The 22,502-nt window shown below is 60.8% G+C and carries 22 protein-coding genes; 10 read left to right on the top strand and 12 right to left on the bottom strand.

The genetic code is table 11. The features are described from left to right. Positions 1 to 22 precede the first annotated feature (22 nt). The 5 genes from ppx to E5180_RS07610 all read right to left on the bottom strand — a co-directional run bounded on the left by ppx (position 23) and on the right by E5180_RS07610 (position 7,284). Entirely contained in the window at positions 23 to 1,597 is a 1,575-nt protein-coding gene (gene ppx / locus E5180_RS07630) for an exopolyphosphatase (protein WP_138923851.1), read from the bottom strand. A gap of 183 nt (positions 1,598 to 1,780) precedes the next feature. Continuing rightward, positions 1,781 to 3,955: an RNA degradosome polyphosphate kinase gene (locus E5180_RS07625; protein ID WP_138923850.1), complete on the bottom strand. Its 2,175-nt coding sequence runs from the start codon at positions 3,953 to 3,955 to the stop codon at positions 1,781 to 1,783. Positions 3,956 to 4,007: 52 nt separating this feature from the next. Then, positions 4,008 to 4,691 (bottom strand): chromosomal replication initiator DnaA, encoded by a 684-nt coding sequence (locus E5180_RS07620; RefSeq protein ID WP_138923849.1) that lies wholly within the window; start codon positions 4,689 to 4,691, stop codon positions 4,008 to 4,010. 4 nt (positions 4,692 to 4,695) lie between these two features. Further along, on the bottom strand, positions 4,696 to 5,775 hold the full coding sequence (locus tag E5180_RS07615; RefSeq protein ID WP_138925155.1) for an AI-2E family transporter: 1,080 nt from the start codon (positions 5,773 to 5,775) through the stop codon (positions 4,696 to 4,698). Between the two features lie 147 nt (positions 5,776 to 5,922). Further along, entirely contained in the window at positions 5,923 to 7,284 is a 1,362-nt protein-coding gene (locus tag E5180_RS07610; protein ID WP_138923848.1) for an FAD-dependent oxidoreductase, read from the bottom strand. 172 nt (positions 7,285 to 7,456) lie between these two features. Between E5180_RS07610 and proS the strand changes: the two genes are divergently transcribed. The 4 genes from proS to E5180_RS07590 all read left to right on the top strand — a co-directional run bounded on the left by proS (position 7,457) and on the right by E5180_RS07590 (position 11,462). After that, entirely contained in the window at positions 7,457 to 8,797 is a 1,341-nt protein-coding gene (gene proS, locus E5180_RS07605; RefSeq protein ID WP_138923847.1) for a proline--tRNA ligase, read from the top strand. A gap of 71 nt (positions 8,798 to 8,868) precedes the next feature. Continuing rightward, positions 8,869 to 9,381 (top strand): DUF2937 family protein, encoded by a 513-nt coding sequence (locus E5180_RS07600; protein ID WP_138923846.1) that lies wholly within the window; start codon positions 8,869 to 8,871, stop codon positions 9,379 to 9,381. A gap of 157 nt (positions 9,382 to 9,538) precedes the next feature. After that, on the top strand, positions 9,539 to 10,786 hold the full coding sequence (locus tag E5180_RS07595; protein ID WP_138925154.1) for a lipoprotein-releasing ABC transporter permease subunit: 1,248 nt from the start codon (positions 9,539 to 9,541) through the stop codon (positions 10,784 to 10,786). Continuing rightward, on the top strand, positions 10,779 to 11,462 hold the full coding sequence (locus tag E5180_RS07590; RefSeq protein ID WP_138923845.1) for an ABC transporter ATP-binding protein: 684 nt from the start codon (positions 10,779 to 10,781) through the stop codon (positions 11,460 to 11,462). The genes E5180_RS07595 and E5180_RS07590 overlap by 8 nt, the downstream gene beginning before the upstream one ends. A gap of 10 nt (positions 11,463 to 11,472) precedes the next feature. Here the strand turns inward: E5180_RS07590 and E5180_RS07585 are convergent, their stop codons facing one another. After that, positions 11,473 to 11,907, bottom strand: a complete 435-nt coding sequence (locus E5180_RS07585) for a DMT family transporter (RefSeq protein WP_138923844.1) — start codon at positions 11,905 to 11,907, stop codon at positions 11,473 to 11,475. Between the two features lie 37 nt (positions 11,908 to 11,944). On the opposite strand from E5180_RS07585, the gene E5180_RS07580 reads away from it, so the two are divergent. Beyond that, positions 11,945 to 12,430 (top strand): c-type cytochrome, encoded by a 486-nt coding sequence (locus tag E5180_RS07580; protein WP_171048920.1) that lies wholly within the window; start codon positions 11,945 to 11,947, stop codon positions 12,428 to 12,430. On the opposite strand, the gene E5180_RS07575 is transcribed toward E5180_RS07580, so the two are convergent. The 3 genes from E5180_RS07575 to E5180_RS07565 all read right to left on the bottom strand — a co-directional run bounded on the left by E5180_RS07575 (position 12,427) and on the right by E5180_RS07565 (position 16,165). Further along, on the bottom strand, positions 12,427 to 13,107 hold the full coding sequence (locus E5180_RS07575; RefSeq protein WP_138923842.1) for a hypothetical protein: 681 nt from the start codon (positions 13,105 to 13,107) through the stop codon (positions 12,427 to 12,429). The two genes, E5180_RS07580 and E5180_RS07575, sit on opposite strands and share 4 nt — an antisense overlap. Before the next feature lie 174 nt (positions 13,108 to 13,281). Further along, positions 13,282 to 14,211, bottom strand: a complete 930-nt coding sequence (locus E5180_RS07570) for a restriction endonuclease (protein WP_206338737.1) — start codon at positions 14,209 to 14,211, stop codon at positions 13,282 to 13,284. Next, positions 14,204 to 16,165 carry a DNA gyrase/topoisomerase IV subunit B gene (locus E5180_RS07565; RefSeq protein WP_138923841.1) on the bottom strand — a complete coding sequence of 654 codons (1,962 nt, stop codon included), beginning with the start codon at positions 16,163 to 16,165 and terminating at the stop codon, positions 14,204 to 14,206. The genes E5180_RS07570 and E5180_RS07565 overlap by 8 nt, the downstream gene beginning before the upstream one ends. Positions 16,166 to 16,315: 150 nt before the next feature. Here E5180_RS07565 and E5180_RS07560 point away from each other — a divergent pair, with 150 nt between their 5' ends. After that, on the top strand, positions 16,316 to 16,987 hold the full coding sequence (locus E5180_RS07560; RefSeq protein WP_138923840.1) for a dimethylsulfonioproprionate lyase family protein: 672 nt from the start codon (positions 16,316 to 16,318) through the stop codon (positions 16,985 to 16,987). A gap of 24 nt (positions 16,988 to 17,011) precedes the next feature. Here E5180_RS07560 and E5180_RS07555 read toward each other — a convergent pair whose 3' ends face one another. After that, positions 17,012 to 17,884 carry an alpha/beta fold hydrolase gene (locus tag E5180_RS07555; RefSeq protein WP_138923839.1) on the bottom strand — a complete coding sequence of 291 codons (873 nt, stop codon included), beginning with the start codon at positions 17,882 to 17,884 and terminating at the stop codon, positions 17,012 to 17,014. Between the two features lie 222 nt (positions 17,885 to 18,106). Here E5180_RS07555 and E5180_RS07550 point away from each other — a divergent pair, with 222 nt between their 5' ends. Continuing rightward, a complete protein-coding gene (locus E5180_RS07550; protein ID WP_138923838.1) occupies positions 18,107 to 19,480 on the top strand; it encodes an MATE family efflux transporter in 1,374 nt (457 codons plus the stop codon). Positions 19,481 to 19,500: 20 nt separating this feature from the next. Here E5180_RS07550 and E5180_RS07545 read toward each other — a convergent pair whose 3' ends face one another. Together E5180_RS07545 and E5180_RS07540 are read right to left on the bottom strand one after the other, a co-directional pair. After that, the gene (locus E5180_RS07545) at positions 19,501 to 19,896 is read right to left on the bottom strand and encodes a hypothetical protein (RefSeq protein ID WP_093733281.1); all 396 of its coding nucleotides are present in this window, start codon (positions 19,894 to 19,896) and stop codon (positions 19,501 to 19,503) included. 22 nt (positions 19,897 to 19,918) lie between these two features. After that, positions 19,919 to 21,121: a pyridoxal phosphate-dependent aminotransferase gene (locus tag E5180_RS07540; RefSeq protein WP_138925152.1), complete on the bottom strand. Its 1,203-nt coding sequence runs from the start codon at positions 21,119 to 21,121 to the stop codon at positions 19,919 to 19,921. Between the two features lie 89 nt (positions 21,122 to 21,210). Between E5180_RS07540 and E5180_RS07535 the strand changes: the two genes are divergently transcribed. The 3 genes from E5180_RS07535 (at position 21,211) to E5180_RS07525 (ending at position 22,481) form a co-directional block, all read left to right on the top strand. Then, on the top strand, positions 21,211 to 21,609 hold the full coding sequence (locus E5180_RS07535) for a helix-turn-helix domain-containing protein (RefSeq protein ID WP_138923837.1): 399 nt from the start codon (positions 21,211 to 21,213) through the stop codon (positions 21,607 to 21,609). After that, entirely contained in the window at positions 21,602 to 21,868 is a 267-nt protein-coding gene (locus E5180_RS07530) for a succinate dehydrogenase assembly factor 2 (protein WP_138923836.1), read from the top strand. Before E5180_RS07535 ends, E5180_RS07530 begins: the two co-directional genes overlap by 8 nt. A gap of 112 nt (positions 21,869 to 21,980) precedes the next feature. Next, positions 21,981 to 22,481, top strand: coding sequence for a MarR family winged helix-turn-helix transcriptional regulator (locus E5180_RS07525; RefSeq protein ID WP_138923835.1), 501 nt, complete (start codon positions 21,981 to 21,983; stop codon positions 22,479 to 22,481). Positions 22,482 to 22,502 lie beyond the last annotated feature (21 nt).

Below are 22,502 nucleotides of genomic sequence, written 5' to 3'. Positions count from 1 at the left end.
CGATCCGGCTCTGATCAGCATTTTATTTTTTGCAGGTCTTGAGCTGCACCTCGGCGCCGAGCGACAGCGCGAGCGAGTTTAGCCGCGCCTCGGCGACCTCTCCGAACAGGGGCATCATGTCGTCGGTCAGCCAAAGTTCCAGCAGCTTCTTTTTGGGGAACCAGCGCAGATGGCCGCGCTCTTCCTCGGGGTTCATCCAAAGCATCGCGCCAAAGCGCATGGCCTTACCCAGGATCTCTGCCTCGTTGCGGCTCTTTTCGTCGACCATTTCATAGAGGTCTTCGAAACGGGTGTTCTCGCGCTTGTTGGAATACCGGTGCAGCAATGCCAGCCCCAGATAGATCCGTTCAGCATGTTTCAGCCCGCCCAGATTGGCGCGGGTGGCATTGTCAAAGCAGACTTCGGCGCGGTAGTCGGGGTGCGCGCGCCAGCTGACATCGTGCAGCAGACAGGCGGCCTTGACCAGTCGTTTGCGCTGCGGCGAGGCCGATTTGTAGAGCGGCAGGATAAAGTCGAACAGCGCCTTGCCGAACCCCGGCGACCGCGCGTCTTTGGCTTCGGCAAAGCGGCAGGCTTCGATCAGTGGATCACGGTCACGTAGGCGCTGCGGCATCTGCTCGTACAGCATCCCCTCGCGGATGCCGTAGCTGGAAATCGCGATATCCTTGGGTTTGAACGTCTTGACCAGCCGCGACAGGACTTCGGCGGCGTAGGGCACCAGCGCCATCCGGCTGGCCGATACGCCGCTGATTTTGCGCAGTTCTTCGTGGTCGCTGGACTGGATGTGCTTGACCGTTTCGCGCACCGATGTGGGCGTCATACGGTACTCATGCAGCACGTGCAGCGGATAGCCGCGGCGCACCATGTCGATCCGCGCAATCGCACGCCATGACCCGCCGACCAGAAACAGACGGTCGCGCTGTGCGCCCATCTTTTCCGCCAGCCCTTCGATCACGGTCTTGATCTGGGCCTGACGCGCCTTGGCCGCGCCCTTGATGTCACGCAGTTTCAATGGACCAAGCGCGGAGGTCACACGTTTGCCCACACGCCCGCCGGAAATCTCGGCCAGCTCCATCGAGGATCCACCGATGTCACAGACCAACCCATAGGCACCGGGCCAGCCCAGCAGGACGCCCTGTGCGGACAGCCGTGCCTCTTCTTCGCCGTCGATAACCCATATTTTCAGGCCCGTCTCGCGCTGGACCTCGTCGCAAAAGTCGCGTCCGTCGCTGGCGTCACGCACCGCGGCGGTGGCCACAACGGTCAGCTCGGACAGGCCCATGCTTTGGGCCAGTTTGCTGAAACGTCGCATGGCTGAAAGCGCCCGGACCCGCCCGACGGGGGACAGATGACCGGTTTCGGCCATGCCGGCCCCAAGCGCACACATGATCTTTTCGTTATAGAAGTACGCAGGTGATCGCGCGGCCCCGTCAAAGACGACCAAGCGGACAGAGTTCGACCCCACATCCACCACACCGACACGCGCCAGCGCGCGGGCCGAAGGGTCAAGAAACAGGGGTTTTCCGAACAAGCCTAAATCAGCGACGCCCGTTTCAGGGACGGGAGAGGGCGGAGGGGTGTCGGTTCTATCTGCCACGAACGCTCCTGCGGGGGCTTTGGTCTTGGGGGGGCAAGGTGGCCCAGCCGGACTGCTACGTCAATCGCTAACACGGGCAGGCGGCTGAAAAACCCAAAGGGATCGAGGGTGTATAATCGCCAGCGACAACGCGGGCGGATAGATGCGCCTTCGGCGAGAGTTTACAGGGGCAAAATGAAGCGGTCAGTCTTCGGTATGGGTCAGTTTCGGAACGTCGGACGCCCCCGCCGTGCCGCGCCCCGAGAGGGAGGGGTTTTCCATGAAGAAGCGGTGGCAGTTGAACGCAAAGGTGCCGTCGGCAATTTCGGGGCGTGAAAAACTTCCATCGGGCGACATGACCCAGCTTTGGGCCACATCTGCCAGATTGGCCGCCATCACCTGACTGGTGATCTGCGCCTTGACGGTGGGGTTTTCAATCTCGACCAGTGTTTCGACACGCCGGGTCAGGTTGCGCCCCATCCAGTCAGCAGATGACATGAAAACCCGCGACTTTTTATGCGGTAGCCCGTGGCCATTGCCAAAGCAGACGATGCGCGAATGTTCCAGAAAACGCCCGACGATGGATTTCACGCGGATGTTCTCGGACAGGCCCTTGATGCCGGGGCGCAACCCGCAGATGCCGCGGATCACGAGGCTGATTTTTACCCCTGCCTGCGATGCCGCATAAAGTGCGTCGATCACATCCGCATCGACGACGGAGTTCATCTTGGCCCAGATTTCTGCCGGTTTGCCTGCTGCGGCATATTCGGCTTCGGCGGCGATCATGGCCAGCAGGCGCGGTTTCAGCGTGATGGGCGATATCGCAAGATTGTCCAGCGTGTCGGGCTGCGCGTAGCCTGACAGGTAGTTGAACACTTTGGTTGCATCGCGGCCCAGCTTCTGGTCGCAGGTGAACAGCGACAGATCAGTATAAATGCGCGCGGTGATCGGGTGGTAGTTGCCGGTGCCATAGTGGGTATAGGTGACCAGTTGATCGCCTTCGCGGCGCACCACAGTCGAGATTTTCGCGTGGGTCTTAAGGTCGAGAAAACCATAGACCACATGCGCGCCTGCGCGTTCTAACCGGCGCGACTGGCGGATGTTGGCGGCTTCGTCGAAACGTGCCTTGAGCTCGACCAGCGCGGTAACCGATTTCCCGTCTTCGGCGGCCTCGCACAGCGCCTCTACGATGGGACTGTCGCGCGAGGTGCGATAGAGCGTCTGTTTGATCGCCACAACATCCGGGTCACGTGCGGCCTGCGCTAGAAAGCGCACGACCATGTCGAACGTCTCGTAGGGGTGGTGCAGCAGCATGTCCTTGGACCGGATCGCCGCGAACATGTCGCCTTCGTGGTCGGTCACCCTCTCGGGGATGCGCGGCGTGAATTGCGGCCAAAGCAGATCGGGGCGGCTGTCGACCACCAGTTCCGCCAGATCGCTGATGCCGATCATCCCGTCCAGCTCTATCACGTCTTGCGGGCGCACGGCCAATTCGGCCATGACCACGGATTTCAGTTTTTCAGGCGCTCCGGCGGAATGGGTCAGACGCACGACCTCGCCGCGGCGGCGGCGTTTCAGGGCGACTTCGAATTCGCGCACAAGGTCTTCGGCTTCGTCTTCGACCTCAAGGTCGCTGTCACGCAGGACCCGAAATTCAAAATGGGCCTTTAGCTTATAGCCCGGAAACAGGCCTGGAATTTTGAGCACCAGCAGATCTTCGAGCGGCAGGAACCGCAGCGATCCTTCGGCGGCAGGCAGGGAGACAAAGCGGTCGATCTGCGCCGGAATTGGCAGCAAGGCTTGCAAGGGGCGCTTGTCGCTGGTGCGTTCCAATTGCAACGCCAGCGCATAGCCGGTGTTGGGAATGAACGGGAAAGGGTGTGCCGGATCGACGGCCAGCGGGGTCAGTACGGCAAAGACCCGGTGCAAGAACACATCATCCAGATAGGCCAGGTCGGCCTCGTCCAGATCAGCGGCGCGTTCAAGCATGATGTTCTGTTCGTCCATCCTTGACATCAGATCGACCAGGACATTTTGCTGTTCGGTCATCAGCCGGCGCGCGTCTTCATTGATCAGCACCAGCTGTTGCGCAGGGGTCAGCCCGTCGCTGGCGGGCGTGGTGTTGCCCGCCTGTGCCAGCTCGCGCAGACCAGCGACGCGCACGGTATAGAATTCATCCAGATTGCCCGCCGAGATCGACAAAAAGCGCAGCCGTTCCAGCAGCGGCACGCGGGGGTTCTTGGCCTCTTCCAGCACACGCCAGTTGAACCCGAGCCAGCTGAGCTCGCGGTTGTAAAAGCGACCCGGTCCGGTGATATCCAGTTCGGGCATATCTTGGGCCGGTACGAAGGCGGATTCGAGAAAGTCAGCGTTTGTCATGACGGCCTTATGGCGTTGGATTGTAATGGGTTTGTGACGCAATTCACCAAGACTATCGCGCAGCGGAAATCCCATTGTCCAGCACTTGTGCCGCGAGTGTGCGTGTCACCGGCCTTTGTAGGGCCAGACTGGCGGCATCCAGCGCAGCCACCAGATCGCCCGCCGCTGCAAATGACCGGTCCATCCGCAGCAGCAGATAGGGGATCACATCGGGTTTTGGTGTCAGCTGCCGGTCGGCGAGCAGCTTGGCCATAACTGCCGTCAGCAAGCTGTCATCGGGCGCTTCAAGCGCTGCAGCGGTGGCAGCGCGCATACGGCTGGTGAGGTCGGGCAGGTGCAGCCCCCAGTGGGGCACCGCGGGCGCGCCGGTCAGCAGCAGGCTGTGACCCTCGGCCAGCGCCAGATTATGCAGGTGGAAAAGATTTGTCTCGGCGGTGGTGTCGCCGGCGATTGCGGGGATGTTTTCAACCGCCAAAGGCCCCTGCGCCAGCGCGGGGATATCTGCCGTGGCAATATCGGCCGCGTCGATGATCTGTGCGCCCGACAGGTTGGCCCAGACATGTGTCAGATGGGTCTTGCCCGATCCGGATGGGCCGGTCAGCACCAGCTTGCGGCCGGCCCACGCCTGCCAGCCTTCGATCATGGCCACTGCAATCGCGTTTGACGGGGCGACAAAAAAGTCGTCCCGTCCCAGTGCGGGGCGACTGGGAAGGTCAAGTCCAAGCTGTTGTGCCATGCTATCAGTCCGCCGTTTCGTCCAAAGTCGATCGTTGCGTGCCCTGATAGAGCGAGCTTTCGACGTATTGCTCTGTTGCGAACCGCGCGATCACCCCAAGGGCGGCGGCGATGGGGACGGCGGCCAGCATGCCGACAAACCCGAACAGCGAGCCAAAGACCGACAGCGCGAGGATCAGCCAGACCGGATGCAGCCCGACCGAGTTGCCGACCAGTTTAGGCGTGAGCAGATTGCCCTCGATCATTTGGCCCAGCACAAAGATACCCGCGACCATCCCGATAGAGAACCAATCCCCCCAGAATTGAAACAGCGCCAGACCGATGGCCAGCGCGCCGCCCAGAACAGCCCCGAGATAGGGAATAAAAGTGACCAGACCGGCGATAAAGCCAACCACAAGACCAAATTGCAGCCCCACCAACATCAAGGCAATGGCGTAATAGGTGCCTAGAATCAGACAGACCGTCCCCATGCCACGAATGAAACCTGCCAGCGTGCGGTCGATATCACGTGCAAGCCGGCGGATCACTGGCGCGTGGTCGCGTGGCAATAACTGGTCGATGCGGCCAACCATCCGGTCCCAGTCCAGCAGCAGATAGACCGCAACCACCGGCACGATCACAAACAAAAGCAGCACGTTCAGCACTGTCGCAGCGGAGGCGATCGCGGTGTTCAGAAACTCTCCGCCGCGTTCCTGAATGGTGGACCCGATAGAGTTGATCGAACTGCGCAGCGTCGATCCTTCGACCAGCAGCGTGGGAAAGCGTTCGGTCAGGAAGTTGGTGAAATTGCGCGCCAGCTGGGGCGCGACCTCTATCAGGTTCACGGCTTGGTTGATCAGCGCGGGGATCACCAGAAGCGCCATCAGCACAAAGATCAGCAGTGCCATCAGCGTGATCACCATCGTGGCCATCGCGCGGGTCAAGCCGAGTGCTTCCAGCCGGTCAGCTACGGGGTCAAGGAAATAGGCAATCGCCGCGCCGATCAGAAACGGCAGCAGTATGTCGCCGGTGAACCACAAGACAACAAGAAAGACCGCCCCTGCGATGCCCCAGTATTTCATCTGATCTCTGATTGGCAGGCCCATGCCGCGTCCTCGCAATTTGGTTTGGGTCGACATTGCGCAACGGGGCACGTTTTTCAAGGCCCGTGGTGAAATGGACGGCCTGCGCGCGTGGACGTGTCAGGTGCCTTCGGCGAGGATTTTTTACCATCTGGAAGCAGCCCTTGCGGGTCAGAATACGCGGACGCCCTGATCTTGCAGGGTTTTTTGCATGCGCTCTAGCGGGACGGCGTCCAGCGGGCAGCCTGTGGCCAGCGCAATTGCCGCCGCGACGCCCGCACCTTGGCCCGCCACAGTACAGCACGCCATGTTGCGGGTGGCGGCATGGGCGATCTTGTCGCCGCCAATAGCGCGCCCTGCGACCAGCAGATTCTTGACCCCTTTGGGCAGCATCGCGCGGTAGGGGATGTGCATGTAGCGCCCCGTGGTGGGGATGATCAGCACGCCGTAGCCGTCAATGAATTCGGGGTAGATGCCGATGCTGTCGCCAAAACGGGCCTGCTGCCGCACGTCGGTTTCGGTCATATTATAGACCGCGTCGATCTTGCGGGTGTCGCGGATGCCGATGCTCATGCCAAAATTGCGCAGCCGCGCGGTTTCGCAGCCCGGTGTATAGGCCTTGAGCGCGTCAATCGCATGCATCGCCTGGGCGCGGCCTTCTATTTCAAAGCGGGTCATGCTGTCGGGGTCCGTGCCGTCGCATTCGGCAAGGTGGATCAGGTTCATATAGGTCATCTCGCCGCTGTCATGCACAGCGCCCCACGTGCCCCCGATGGTATTGAGGTTGGCGGGCATGCGCCCGTCGCGGATCGCTTGGGCAAAGGGTTTGGCCAGAAACGGAGAGAACATCGCGTCTTCCTTGCCATCGGTTTCGACCACCCATTCGCCGGTGGACCAGTTGGCATAGGTTTGCGGATCGGCTTTGACGCCGGCCATGAACGCGGCCTTGTCGACGCCCGCGATGTGGAACATAACCGATGCGGCCTGCATGTCCTCAATCGGGGTTTTATGTGTGGGGGCACCAGCGCGATGCGCGACATCGGCGTCGCCCGTGGCGTCGATCACGATTTTGGCGAGGATCGCCTCGCGGCCCGATTTTGATTCGACGATGACGCCCCTGATCGTGTCGCCCTCCATGATCGGGGCGACGAACTGGCGGTGCAGCATCGGGTGGATGCCTGCTTCGGTCACCAGGCGGTCGGCGACAAGTTTGAACCCTTCGCTGTCCAGCTCGTAGCTCAGCGATTGGGATTCGGGGCTGGCGGCCCCCATCGCTTTGGCGCGTTCTTCGAATTCCCAGCCGATGCCGCCGGCCTCTATCGTTTGTTCATGGCGGTACCAGGCAAAGCCTTCGACCCCGACCACGGTAATATTGCCACCAAAGCAGCCGAAACGGTCCAACAGCGTCACGTCGGCCCCCGCGCGGGCCGCGGCGAGGGCGGCGGCCAGACCACCGGGGCCGGACCCGATCACCAGCACGCCGGTCTCATGGATCACTGGGGTTTCGCGCGCGGGCTCTAGGATCATGGTCATGGGGCGTCCTTTGTGGTTTGGCGATGCCGGTAAGAAACGCGTCTGCGCCCCAAGGGTCAATCACCAAGCGTGCGCCCGTCTTGGTGCCCGCTTGTTGGTGCCCGCTTGTTGGTGATTGTCTCGGCGCGGGGATTATCATAGTCAGGTGCCAATTCACTCTGAGAGGATCATCATGCGTCTGTCCCGTTATTTTTTGCCTGTGCTCAAGGAAAACCCGTCCGAGGCGCAGATCGTCAGCCACCGGTTGATGCTGCGGGCCGGCATGATCAAGCAATCGGCTGCGGGCATCTATTCGTGGTTGCCGCTTGGCTTTAAAGTGCTGCGCAAGATCGAAGCCATCGTGCACGAAGAACAGCAGCGCGCCGGCCACATCCCGATGCTGATGCCTACGTTGCAATCGGCCGACCTGTGGAAAGAATCCGGGCGCTTTGACGCCTACGGCCCCGAGATGCTGCGCATCAAGGACCGTCAGGACCGCGATATGCTTTATGGTCCCACGAACGAGGAAATGATCACCGATATCTTCCGCAGCCACGTGGGGTCGTACAAAGACCTGCCAATGACGCTGTACCACATCCAGTGGAAATTCCGCGACGAGGTCCGTCCCCGTTTCGGTGTCATGCGCGGCCGCGAGTTCCTGATGAAGGACGGTTATACCTTTGATCTGACCAAAGAAGACGCGCTGCACGCCTATAACCGCCATCTGGTGACCTATCTGCGCAGCTATGAACGCATGGGCCTGCAAGCGATCCCGATGCGCGCGGATTCCGGTCCGATCGGGGGTGACGACACGCACGAGTTCCTTGTGCTGGCGGAAACCGGCGAATCCGAGGTGTTCTATGACAGCCAGATCACCGAGCTGAAGTTCGGCGACCGCGAGATCGACTATGATTCCGTCGACCAGTGTCAGGCCGTGATGGAGGAGTTCACCTCGCGCTACGCCCGCACCGACGAAACTCACGACGCGGCGCTGTTTGCCGAAGTGCCCGCCGAACGCCAGCGCAGCGCGCGCGGGATCGAAGTGGGGCAGATCTTTTATTTCGGCACCAAGTATTCCGAACCGATGGGCGCGACCGTGCAGGGGCCGGATGGCAAGCCTGTGCCGGTTCACATGGGGTCGCACGGGATCGGCGTCAGCCGTCTGCTGGGCGCGATCATCGAGGCGTCTCACGACGACAAGGGCATCATCTGGCCCGAAGGCGTCACGCCGTTCCACGTAGGCATCGTTAACCTCAAGCAGGGCGACGATCAGGCGGATGCGGCGTGTGACGCGCTCTATGCCAGCCTGCAGGCCTTGGGGCTGGATCCGCTTTATGACGACACCAAAGAACGCGCGGGCGGTAAGTTTGCGACGATGGACCTTATCGGTCTGCCGTGGCGGATCACCGTTGGGCCGCGGGGTCTGAAAAACGGCGTGGTCGAGCTCACCTCGCGGCGCACCGGCGAGAGCGAAGAGATGACGCCCGAGGCCGCGGTTGAAAAAATCGCCGAGATTTATCGCGGTATCGCCTAACCTTGAACGACGGGCTTTAAAAAACGGGGGCGGATCATGGAACGCTGCATTACGGACCTTCGGGGCGTTTCATGATCTTGCGGGCGCTGACCCTTGCTGGCGGCGTGGCGGGGGCTGCGGTAACGTCGCAGTTTCCCGAATACTCGCAACAATACCTGCAACGGTTGGGCGGTGCGGTTGATGCGCTGCACGAGGTCGTTGCCGATTTCGATGCCAGCGCCCAAGCGGTCGGTCTGTCGCGCAACGATGCGCTGGCGCAGATGACCGGCACCGCCTTTATGGAGCGACGTCGCACCGATATGGCAGAGACCTTTGCACGCTTTGATACATTGGATACCGCATTGACCCGATTGCAGGGGCAGGGGCCGTTCATGCGGGCCTATCACCTGTCGCAGATGTCCGATCCGCAGATTGCGCGGGCGGCATGGCAGGTGTTCCAGCCCGCCGTGCCCTTGAACTTTGCGGGGGTGGTCTTTGCGGGCGTGGGCTTTGTCGCGGGGGGCTTGGGGCTGGGGGTGCTGATGCGGCTGCTGCGCGCCCCGTTCCGGCGACGGCGTCCCCCCACACCGGCGCAGGGCCGCTGACCTTTCCTCCTATGCCCGCCTTGCAGACTGCCACTGACCACTCCTCGCTTGACCCGATGCGCCGAAACCGCGAGGTTGCGCGCGATTGATCCCAGATCGGAGCCATCCCTTGGCCAAACCAGTTTCCTCGACACCGCCCTTTGCCGCTTTTGAATGGATGATCGCCTGGCGCTACCTGCGGGCGCGTCGCGCCGAAGGCGGCGTCAGCGTGATGACCTGGATCAGCCTGATCGGGATCACCTTGGCGGTCTTTGCCCTGATCGCGACGCTTGCCGTACGCTCGGGCTTTCGTGCTGAATTCGTCGACACGATCCTTGGGGCCAATGCCCATGTGACCGTATATAATATGGCGACTGTGGACGATAACGGGGTCTCCCAGACGGGGATTGCAAACTACACCGAGATGGCTGAAAGCGTGGCCCAAGTGCCGGGGGTGACGCAGGTGGCCCCCTTGGTACGTGGTCAGGTGATGGCCAACAAAGGGCAGGCCAACGCGGGCATCGAAATTTTCGGCATTGATGCCGCCGATCTGGCGAATATCCCGCGCATCGCCAACCCCGAAACCGCCGAGGGTGATCTGGCCGATTTCGAACAGGGCATCGCCATCGGGTCCGGCGTGGCGCAGGCGTTGCGGGTCGGCTTGGGTGACACGATCAAAATCATCTCTCCGAACGGGGTCAAAACCGCCTTTGGCACGTCGCCACGGGTCAATGGCTATGAGGTGACCTATATTTTCACCGCCGGTCGCTATGACATCGACCGTACGCGCGCCTATCTGCCACTGGCCGAGGCGCAGGCGTTCTTTAACCGCGAAGGCGTCGCCGACGAGCTTGAGGTGATGGTCGAAGACCCGGACAACGTGGATGATCTGACCGTCCCGCTGCTGTCCGCGGCAGGGGATCGCGGCATGATCTGGACATGGCGTGATGCGTCGGGGTCGTTTCTGAATGCGCTTGATATCGAAGACCGCGTGATGTTCGTGATCCTTAGTATCCTCGTTCTGATCGCCGCGATGAACATCGTGTCTGGGCTGATTATGCTGGTCAAAAACAAGGGCCGCGACATCGGTATTCTGCGCACCATGGGCCTGAGCGAAGGGTCGATCCTGCGCGTGTTCTTTATCTGCGGGGCCTTCACCGGCATCATCGGCACGGCGATGGGGGTGATCCTGGGCTGTCTGTTTGCGCTTTACGTCGATCAGATATTTGCCGCGGTGAACTATCTTTCGGGCGGCAACGCATGGGACCCGTCAATCCGCGGCATCTATTTCCTGCCGGCCAAGCTGCAGTTCGGTGACGTGATGTCGGCCATCGGCCTGTCGCTCGGGCTGTCCTTTGTTGTCACCATCTTTCCTGCGCGCCGTGCCGCGCGCATGAATCCAGTCGAGGCGTTGCGCTATGAATGATCCTGTTTTGCGGCTCTCGGGGATTGGCAAATCCTACAACCCCGGCCAACCGAACGAAGTCAACGTGCTGCGCGGGATCGACCTGACTGTCGCCCCGGGCGAGGTCGTGGCGCTGGTCGCCCCGTCCGGCGCGGGCAAGTCGACGCTGCTGCATATCGCAGGGCTGCTGGATACGCCCGACGCGGGGACAGTTGAAATCGGGGGCACCGATATGACGGGGCAGTCCGATCGCAAACGCACCGGCGTGCGGCGGCGCGATGTGGGGTTCATCTATCAGTTCCACCACCTGCTGCCCGAGTTTTCGGCGCTGGAAAATATCGTCCTGCCACAGCTTGCCAATGGCGTGTCGCAAGCCGATGCCCAGACCCGTGCGCGGTCCTTGCTGGACGAGGTCGGTATCGGCCACCGTGCCGACCACCGGCCAGCGGCGCTGTCGGGCGGTGAACAGCAACGGGTCGCCTTTTGCCGTGCGCTGGCCAATGCGCCGCGCCTGCTGCTGGCGGATGAACCGACGGGCAACCTTGACCCGACAACCTCGGATCAGGTCTTTGCGGCGCTGATGACGCTGGTGCGCGGCACGGGGCTATCTGCGGTGATCGCGACCCATAACCTTGAACTGGCCGCGCGGATGGACCGTCAGATCCGGCTGGATGCAGGGCAGTTGGTCAACCTTTAGCGCGCTGCTATCAGGCCTGCTGGGTCAGCCACACGCCGGCGCACATCACCGCGATACCGCCGGCGCGCGCGGCACCCAAGGGCGACACCTGCGCGCCGAACAGGCCGAAATGGTCAATCGCAGCCGCGCTGAACAGCTGCCCCACCAAGACAAAGAACACCGCGTTGCCCACGCCGAAATGCGGCGCGATAAAGGTGATCGACAAGATGTAGAAGGCCACTAGAAAACCGGCCAGCAGCAGGTGTTTCGGGGCCGCGGGGATCTGCGCAAACCCCTGTCGCCCGACCAGCATCGCCACCACCAGACTGACCGTGAAAGCCACCACAAACAGCACCGTTGCCGCCGCCGCAGGTGACCCGATCCGGCTGCCGAGACCGGCGTTCAACGCGGCCAGAACAGGAATACCGATCCCGGCCAACAGCATCACGATTGCATAATGTGCCATGATATGCCCAAATTAATTCAATTACTTGATCTGGATCATGGCGAAGACCCGTACCAAGGGCAAGCATCCCAATGACCTACCGGAGGATCATATGACAAAAACCACCACAGCCCTTGGCGTGACGCTCTTGTTGGGCCTTGCCGCCTGTATGCCCGCCAAGCCGATGCCCGACGCCCCCGACCGTGCCGAAGGGGCCGCGTTCTTCGCGCAGAACTGCGTGCAATGCCACGGGCGTAACGCGCAAGGCGACGGCGCGGCTGCCAAAGGCATGCAGCCGCACCCACGCGACCTGACCTTGCTGGCGCGCGACAACGGCGGACGGTTCCCGCAGACCAAGACGCTGGCCTATATCTATGGCGATCCTGACGATGATTTCGGCGGGTCTCACCTGAAACGGGTGATGCCGAACTTTGGCGAGGGCATGGCGCTGGATCTGGTGCCGGTCGATCTCGACGGACAATTGACGCCGACGCCACGCGTCCTTGCCGGTCTGCTGGTTTATCTCGAAAGCATCCAGCGTTAACCACAAATCCCGTTCACTTCGACCCCGTCCCACGGCATCCGCACAGCAGAGGCGCGGCTTTGGGGCAGGGGGGCTACAGGCATGACCTGCGAGATCAGCGCGTGCAGCCGTTGCGTCCGTGGGGCCTGCGGGTCCAACGCACGGCAGCAGACGAATTCCTCGACGATGGAGCCTTGCTGCTCATAGGCGAAATCCAGAAACTGCGGGTCGCTTTCAAGATCAAAAAGGTACGGATCAGCCCTGCCGCCATGCTCAAAAGCCGCACGCAGCGGGGTGTAGCCCGTCGTCTTGCGGTTCTGCCATTGCCAGATATGGGTCAGCTCATGCGCAAAGATCATCGTCGCGATCAGCCCGATCCGGTCGGGGTAATCGGGCAGATAATCGTCCAGATACCAGTCCTCGTCAAACAGCACCGTGTTCCACAGCGCCACCGCCGCGGGTTTGGTGGTGATCACCTCGCCCACTTTTTCGGGCGGCAGAATACGTTCGCGACAGGTCGTGCGCGGCCGCGCCTTGCGCGTCATCGTCACCCCCCGCGAGGGCGACCCGTCACGCAGCCGCACCTTGGGATAATTCAGCGTGTCGCCCATGATGTCGCCGGCAAACAGCATCTCGTTCTCCGTCAACGGCCGCCCGCAGGAGGCAAGAAAGATAAGGAGGATGAAGGCGCGGATCATAAAGAAACGTTGAGTGAAAGCGGGTGGGGGATCAAGGGGTATTTTGGGGGTGAGACCCGTCTCGGAAACCTTCCGGGGGAAGGTTTCAGGGCCGAACGGGCGGAGCCCCGGACGGGGGGCGCGGTCCGAGGCAGGGGCCTCGGGCGTGACGCCGTACCTATGTCGCTTTCAAAATCAAACTTCGTCAAAAAAGGTTTCGTCCAGTTCCATCAGCCTAACGACTGATTTTTGGCGACATCCGATTCCGTAAGTGATCATCAAGTTTGCCAGCCTTTCACCATCAATTAGCACGATGCGGCCTCCTAATGCTTTTGTGGTTTCCTTGGCGGAAGTGGTGAACTTTGAGGTGGTTACAAATATACCTTTGGTTGCTTTATGGATGCTCAAAGCACCAAAAAAATCTCTGATATCACCAGACCCAACAACATTTTCGGAAGCATACCGCTTTGCTTGGATGTATATCTGGTCAACGCCAAGAGGATCTTGATCAATTACACCATCAATACCGTTGTCACCTGACTTCCCAAGTGCACGACCGGCGTTTTCTGACGAACCTCCGTATCCCATGCCAATTAATAATTCGACAATGAGTTGTTCAAAAAACGCGGGTGAGGCTTCTTGTGTGGCTTTCAATAAACTGCTTGAAAGAGTTTTGTTCCAACGTTTGAGGGCATCCTCAATTTGTTCGTCCGGCGTTTCGTCTTTATCCGCAGTTGTATCAGAAACCTCCAAGTCATCGGTCTTGTTTGATCGCTGACGAAACTCTTGAAATGCTTCGTACTGTTCCAGATATTTGACGTCTATTTCGCGGCTAGCGTCTTTGAGCGCCGCAAAACCAGTTTCAGTTAACTCGAACCAACCCCGCTGGGTGTTTTTTACAAGCCCAGCCTGTTTTAGGTAAGACCTCGCCCAGTGTATGCGGTTAGCAATTACGGTCTGTTTGCCACTGGGAAGTAAAAGTTCTCGTTGCTCGCTCGACAAGTTCAATGAGTTGGAGATTTCTTCCACAACTTCCGATATCTTTCGGGGGCCACCTTCCGCAGATTTCAGAACCGGTCGCATCAGCTTTTGGTAGGTCGGAATGTGATCCTTAAGGTCAAACATCCAGCTCCTCCACAAACTGGGCGTTCTCCTGAATATACTGGTACCGCAGCTCGGGCTTTTTGCCCATCAGGCGCTCGACCAGATCGCTGGTCTCTCCGGGCATGTCTTCGTCGACGGTGACGCGGATCAGCTTGCGGGTGTTGGGGTCCATCGTGGTTTCTTTCAGGTCCTTCGCGTCCATCTCGCCCAGACCCTTAAAGCGTTGCAGGTCGATCTTGCCTTTGCCGCCCAGACCTTTTTCCAGCCACATGTCTTTCTCTGCGTCGTCAGACACATAGACCCGTTTTGCCCCTTGCGTCAGACGGTACAGCGGCGGGCAGGCGAGGTAGAGGTGGCCGGCGTCGATCATCGGGCGCATCTGGGTGTAAAAGAACGTCATCAGCAGGGCCGCGATATGGGCACCGTCGACGTCCGCATCGGTCATGATGATGATCTTGTCGTAGCGCAGGTCGTCCAGCACGAATTTGCTGCCCATGCCCACACCCAACGCTTCGCACAGATCGTTGATCTCGGCATTGGTGTTCAGCTTGCCCGAGGCCGCCCCCAGCACGTTCAAAATTTTGCCCTTCAGCGGCAGCAACGCCTGGTTCACGCGGTTGCGCGCGCCCTTGCCAGAGCCGCCAGCGGAGTCGCCCTCCACGATGAACAGCTCGGTGCCTTCGCGGGTTTTTGATGTACAGTCGGTCAGCTTGCCGGGCAGGCGCAGCTTCTTGGTGGCAGTCTTGCGGGCGGTTTCCTTTTCCTGACGGCGGCGCAGGCGTTCTTCGGCGCGCAGCACCAGAAAATCAAGGATCGCACCTGCCGATTTGGTATCCGCTGCCAGCCAGTTGTCAAAGTGGTCGCGCACGGCGTTTTCCACCATGCGCTGCGCGTCCACCGTGGCCAACCGGTCTTTGGTTTGGCCGACGAATTCAGGCTCGCGGATAAAGCACGACACCAGCGCACAGCCGCCGGTAATCAGGTCGTCGCGGGTGATGGTGGCGGCCTTTTTGTTGCCGACCAGTTCGCCATACGCTTTGACGCCCTTCAGGATCGCGGACCAGAAACCGGCCTCGTGGGTGCCGCCTTCGGGGGTGGGGATGGTGTTACAATACGACTGGATGAACCCGTCGCGCGATGGCGTCCAGTTGATCGACCATTCGACCTTGCCCGGCGCATTGAACTTCTCGCGAAAGTCGACGGTGCCGCCGAAAGGGTGTTCAGCGTAGGTCGTCGATCCTTTCAGCGTTTCGTTCAGATAGTCCGACAGGCCGCCGGGAAAGTGGAACGTCGCCTCTTGCGGGGTGTCGCCGTCGGTCTGGGCGGTTTTCCAGCGAATTTCGACGCCGGAAAACAAATAGGCCTTGGACCGTGCCATCGCGAACAAGCGCGCAGGCTTGAGCTTGAGCGCGCCAAAGATGTCGGGGTCGGGGTTGAAGGTGACAGCCGTGCCGCGCCGGTTCGGGGCCGCGCCGATTTTCTCGAGCTTGCCTTGGGGGATGCCGCGCGAAAACTCCATCGCGAAAAGCTCGCGATTGCGTGCGACCTCGACCCGCAGGTGATCGGACAGGGCGTTGACCACCGATGACCCGACCCCGTGCAGACCGCCCGAGGTTTCATACGAATCGCCCGAGAATTTGCCGCCCGCATTCAGCGTACAAAAGATGATCTCAAGCGCGGATTTGCTAGGGTCTTTGGGGTGCGGATCGGTGGGGATGCCACGCCCGTTGTCGCGCACGGTGACATGGCCGTTCTCGTGCAGTTCCAGTTCGATCCAGGTGGCATGGCCCGCGACCGCCTCATCCATCGAGTTATCGATGATTTCCGCGACCATATGGTGCAGCGCGCGGTCGTCCTTGCCCCCGATGTACATGCCCGGGCGTAGGCGCACGTGCTCCATATCCTCAAGTACCTGAATGGATGAGGCATCATATTCCTTGGCGTTGGTCTGCGCACCGGAAAGAAGATCGGACATGTAGGGGCCTGCCTGTCTGTTGCTTTTGTTGAGCCTGCCACTATGCCAGAGCGCCATGGTCGGGGGAAGGGCGGATGACGTCGCAAAGCGGTGTTTCCTGCGCCTGTGCCTTTGGTATCATTGGTGCACGAAACCGTCGGAAGGCCCACTATGACGTTTGACACCACTGTGCCCACCACCCTGCGCGACGTGCCTGACTGGCGCTATATGATGCAGGAATGTGACGAGCTGTATCGCTATCTTCCCGCAGGGGGCAGCGACCGGATCAAAAGCCACCAGCGCAAAGCCCGCGAGGCCATTGCGCGGCTGCTTCGCGGCAACGCAGAGCTGCGCTTGCAACCGCCTGCCGTAAAACCCGTGACAGCGCATCTGCGTCGCGCGCTTGACGAAGGCAAACAGGGTGCTTTGGCACCGGCGGTGCGGGCGCTGGATGCGATAGCCCATGATCTAAGCTGGCAATACGGCTACGAGAAAGTCCCCAAAGGGCTGACCAACAGCTATGCCTATGCCGAACTGGCGGGGGCGCAGGGGCCGGTCGTCAGCCATGATATCATTCTGGGTGTCGTGCTTTTTGCGCCGGGCTGCACCTATCCGTCGCATGCCCATAAGGGGATCACCGAAAGCTACGTGTGTCTGTCCGGCGCGGTGTCGGAAAACCATCAGGGCGTCTATGTGCCCGGCTCGATGATCTTTAACCCGCCGGAACATCTGCACCGGATCACGGTGGGGGACCGCGAACCGGCGCTGCTGGCCTATGCCTGGATGGGCGACCCTGCAGATCTGCACCAGCAAAAGATGGTGTTCAGCCGCGCCCGCAAATGACGCAGCCCGCGGGGCAGGCGCGGCCTAAAGCCAGTCGAGGATCGCCTTGGCCACTTCCTCTGGTTTTTGGTGGTGCAGCCAGTGGTCGGCCCCGTCGATGGTGACGCGGGTCAGGTCTGCGGCGTACTCCTCAAGCCCGCGGGTCGTTTCGGGCAGCAGCGCGGTATCGTCCGTCCCCCAGACCAACAGGTGCGGGCAGCGGACCTGCAACCGCGCAGGATCAAAGCTCAGCGCGTCGTCAATCGCCTCGCCTGCGTCGCCCAGCTTCAGCGGTGAGGCGCGGTACCAGTTCACCATCCCGCGCAAACCCGCTGCATCACGCCATGCGCCCTTGTACCCCGCCAGCGTATCCCCCTTGAGCCAGCTCATATCCATATGCGCTGAAAACAGCCCCATGAGCTTGTCGAAATCATCGGCGGCCAGAATATCCTCGGACCCGTCGCGGCGCATGAAATGGATGTATTGCGACGCGTCCGTCTGCGCGCCCCCCTTGGCAAGCTCGCGCTGGAACGGGGCAGGGTGGACGCCGTTCATGATGATCAGCTTCGACACCAGATCAGGCCGCCCGATGGTCAGGGCATAGGCGACAGAGGCCCCCCAGTCATGGCCCAGCAAGATCACCGGTTCATCCCCGATCAGGGCCACCATATCCGACACCAGCTTTGCGGTTTTATAGTGCTCTACCTCTGTGGGTCGCCAACTTTGACCATAGCCGCGCTGGTCGGGGGCGATGCAGTGAAACCGGTCGGCCAGCAGCGGGGCCAGATCGTTCCACGCGCCGGAGTATTCTGGAAAGCCGTGCAACATCAGCAGTTTGGGGGCATCCTTGTCTCCCCAGTGGCGGATAAAGAACGGGTTGCCGTTCAGCTCTGTGGTTTCGGTCCAATGGGCGGTCATCACGTCTTCCTTTCATCACTGTCCTGGGCAAGGCCTGCGCGCCGATACCTTGGCTGCCCGCCGGCGATGGGCTGCGGCAGATCGCTACGGTTCAACACGGACCCTTTGGCCCCGTTGACCGGACTGTGGCCCGCGCAGCGTCAGCGTGCAAGCCCGTCTGGCAGCGCCACCCCAAGGCCATCGGCCCTTTCCTTGGCGGCGGCTCCGGCGTAGGAAAGGCGGATGAGAAAACACATGACATATCCGGGCCACGCCCGAGCCATCACCGTGATGGGGCTTCCGCTTGTGGGCGGGCATCTGGGGCAGATCGCGATCGGGGTCTCTGATACGATTATGGCGGGTTGGTACAGCGTCGAAGCGCTTGCCGCTGTGACCCTTGCCAGCACCTATTTCTTTGTGCTGCTGATCTTTGGCTCGGGCTTTGCATGGGGCGTGATGCCGCTGGTCGCCGCCTTTGACGCCGAAGGAGACGAGATCGGCCTGCGCCGCGCCACGCGTATGGGCATGTGGCTGTCGATGGGCTTTGCCGTGCTGGCGCTGCCGCTGATGATCTGGTCGCGGCCCATCATGGCGCTGATGGGGCAGGATCAGGCGCTGGCCGATATGGTGGACGGCTATCTGTTTATTGCAGGCTGGGGCATCTTCCCCGCGCTGATGGTCATGGTGCTCAAAAGCTACCTTGCTGCGCTGGAGCGGACTCAGGTCGTGCTGTGGATCACGCTGCTGGCAGGCGTTGCGAATGTGTTGGCCAACTACGCGTTCATCTTTGGCAACTGGGGCGCGCCCGAACTGGGCGTGCGCGGTGCGGCCCTTGCCTCTGTCACCTCGCACAGCGTGTCGCTGGTCGCCGTGGTGATCTATGTTTTGTGGAAAATGCCGCAACACCAGATGTTTGTCCGTCTCTGGCGCCCCGATTGGGAGATGCTGGCCCGCGTGTTCCGTCTGGGCCTGCCCATCGGATTCACCGGCCTAAGCGAGGTCGGGCTGTTTGCTGCCAGCGCCGTCATGATGGGGTGGTTGGGCACGGTGGCACTCGCCGCCCACGGCATTGCGCTGCAGCTGGCGTCGATCACCTTTATGGTGCACCTCGGCATCAGCAATGTGGCAACCATCCGTGCGGGTAATGCCTATGGCCGCCGCGATCCGGCGCATCTGGCGCGTGGTGCGATCATGGCGACAGTGATGTCGGCGCTGGTAGCGGTGGTCACGATTTTTGTCTTCGTGATATGGCCCGAACCCCTGATCAACCTGTTCATGCAGCGTGATGAACCCGCCCGCGAACAGATCCTTGCGATCGGCGTGGCACTGCTGGCGATGGCGTCGCTGTTCCAGCTTGTCGATGGCGCGCAGGCCGTGGCCTTGGGCATTCTGCGCGGGGTGCAGGATACCACGGTGCCGATGATCCTTGCTGGCTTTAGCTATTGGATTGTGGGCATGCCAGCGTCGTATCTGCTGGGCTTTGTCTTCGACCTCGAAGGGGTGGGGGTCTGGCTCGGGCTGGTCTTTGGCCTTGGGGTGGCGGCAATCCTGCTGAACGCACGCTTCTGGGGCAGCGTGCTGAAACGGCTGGGGCCAACCGCACCCACAGCCGCGTAACGACACCCGCGACCGGCAGCTTAGGGCAGCCGGTCGGCTTTCTTGCGCACCAGCGTGCTGCGCAGATCATGCATCGCCAAAAGCAGCGCATCCGTCACGGCATCAAGCTGTTCATCTGTGGCCTTTGACTGCACCCACTGCGTGGTCAGGTTGAGGTGATCAACAGCGCGGTGAATGTCGTCAATGTCGCGCTGCGCCAGGACCTGTGCGCGCGCGTTCATCCACTGGCGGATACGCTCGATATCACCGTCCGACAGCACACGGTCGCCCTGCGGCTTGATCTCGCCGTTGCGGATATTCACAACGGCGATCTGGTCCATCTCGATCCGGCGCTGTCGGTTTTCTGCGTCCACACGAAACACAGCCGCGCCATTCTCGCGCACGCGAAAGTAATACTCTGGCAGATCGCTCGACATGGCGGCTCCTTTTGGGTCCGGCTTAGCTTAACGCGGCGCAGAATTTCTGCAAACGCGTGCAGGCCTCTTTCAGTGCCTCATCCGAGGTAGCATAGCTGATACGGAAGTTCGGGCTAAGCCCGAAAGCCGCGCCAAACACCACGGCAACGCCGGTGTCTTCCAGCAAGGCCGTGGCAAAGACTTCGTCATCTGTGATGGTGACGCCAGATTTGGTGGTCTTGCCGATCAGCCCTGCGATGGACGGATAGACATAGAACGCGCCTTCGGGTTTGGGACAGATCACGCCGTTGATCTCGTTCAGCATGTCCACCACCAGATTGCGGCGGCGGGTGAACATCTTGTTATTCTCTGCAATGTAATCCTGCGTGCCATTCAGCGCTTCTACTGCGGCCCACTGGCTGACGGTGCAGGGGTTCGACGTGGATTGCGACTGTACCTTGCGCATCGCGCCGATCAGCTTTTCCGGCCCCGCAGCATAGCCGATACGCCAGCCGGTCATGGCATAGGCTTTGGACACACCGTTGACCGTCAGCGTACGGTCATAAAGCGCGGGCTCCACCTGCGCGGGTGTGCAGAATTTGAAATCATCATAGGCCAGATGTTCATACATATCGTCGGTCATCACCCAGACATGGGGGTGCCGCATCAACACATCCGTCAGCGCCTTCAGTTCGTCCCAGCTATACCCCGCGCCCGTGGGGTTCGAGGGCGAGTTGAAGATGAACCATTTAGTATTGGGCGTGATCGCCTCTTCCAGCCCTTCAGGGGTGAGCTTGAAGTCGTTCTCCAGCGTGGCAGGCGCGATCACCGGCGTGCCACCGGCCAACAGCACCATATCGGGGTAGCTGACCCAATAGGGCGCGGGGATCACGACCTCTTCGCCGGGGTTCATGGTGGCCATCAGCGCGTTGTACAGGATCTGCTTGCCGCCCGTGCCGACGCTGACCTGCGACGGGTTATAGTCCAGCCCGTTATCGCGCTTGAACTTGGCGCAAATCGCCTGCTTCAGCTCTGGGATGCCGTCAACGGCGGTGTATTTGGTCTTGCCCGCGGTGATCGCGGCGATCCCTGCGTCCTTGATGTTCTGCGGTGTGTCGAAATCCGGCTCTCCGGCACCCAGCCCGATCACATCCTTGCCTGCGGCCTTCAGCTCGGCTGCTTTTTGGGTCACGGCGATGGTGGGCGACGGTTTTACGCGCGCAAGGGTCTTGGACAGCAGTTCCATTTCGGCCTCAGTTTGATATGTGTGCAGCACCCTCATAGGGCGCACCCCCGCACCGATCAAGCCAGATCGGTCCAAACAGGAGAGACGCAATGGCCGAGAACGAAGACTGGTACGCATCCGACGTGGCAACCTTTGGCGACCGGGTCGCTGCCGCGCGCGAGAATGCGGATATGACGCACGCCGCGCTTGCCAAGCGCTTGGGGATCAAACAATCCACCCTGCGCGGCTGGGAAGACGACCTGTCCGAACCCCGCGCCAACCGCTTGGCGACGCTCGCGGGCGTTTTGGGCGTGTCGATGATGTGGCTGATCAATGGCGAGGGTGACGGGATCGACGCCCCCGATGATGCCCAGACCTCGGATGACAACATCAAAGAAGCATTGATCGAACTGCGCGACATGCGCGCCGATATGTTGAAACGGGCGGAACAAATGGGCCGTCTCGAAAAGAAACTACGCCGGATTTTCAAAGGGAACACCCATGGCTGAGCTGCACGAACACAAGGTCAAACGTCTGCATATGCGCTCCATGCGGCGCGGTATTAAGGAAATGGATCTCATTTTACCTTCTTATGCCTCAACCCGCCTTGCGGCGATGGATGACGCCGCGCTGTCGCTCTATGACGAAATGCTAAGCGAAAATGATCACGATCTTTATCAATGGGTTACGGGTCAATCCCCCGCGCCTGAATCCTTTGCCGCGCTGATCGCGGACATCCAGACTCATCTGGCTGCAAACCCGCTTTAGGCGCAGTCTGCCCCACGGATGTCGGCCGCGCTGCGTCGGCATCCGCCCAGTTTAACGATATATTTTAGTTTTATCTTCAGCTTCCGCCCCAATCGCAATGTCGGAGTTGAATATGAGCATCCAAAACCCCATCCCCCTTCCGCCGTCTCAGGCGGGGTTTATGCAAAGCTATCTGGACGCACTTGGTCTGGTGGAACGATTGCACCGTTTGCTGCTGGACGTGATCAAGGACGAATTCGAACGTGTCGGCGTGATTGAGATCAATCCGGTGCAGGCGCTGCTGCTGTTCAATGTCGGCGACAATGAAGTCACCGCCGGAGAGCTGAAAAGCCGCGGCTATTATCAGGGCAGCAACGTCAGCTATAATCTGAAAAAACTGGTGGATATGGGCTATATGCACCACCAACGCTGCCAGATCGACCGCCGCTCGGTACGGGTGCGGCTGACCGGCAAGGGGCGTCACATCAGCGGCGTCGTCTCGGACCTTTTTGGCCGCCACGCCAGCGGGCTGATGAACAAGGGCGCGCTGGGCGCATCCGGCATGGATGACATCACCCGCTCTCTTAAACGGATGGAACGATACTGGACAGACCAGATCCGCTATATCTACTAAACGGTGCGGCGGGAGGGCATG

This window comes from Sulfitobacter sp. BSw21498, from assembly GCF_006064855.1.
Lineage (GTDB): Bacteria > Pseudomonadota > Alphaproteobacteria > Rhodobacterales > Rhodobacteraceae > Sulfitobacter.
The sequence above is the reverse complement of the archived record's forward strand: the minus strand, read 5'-3'. Positions and strand labels throughout refer to the sequence as shown.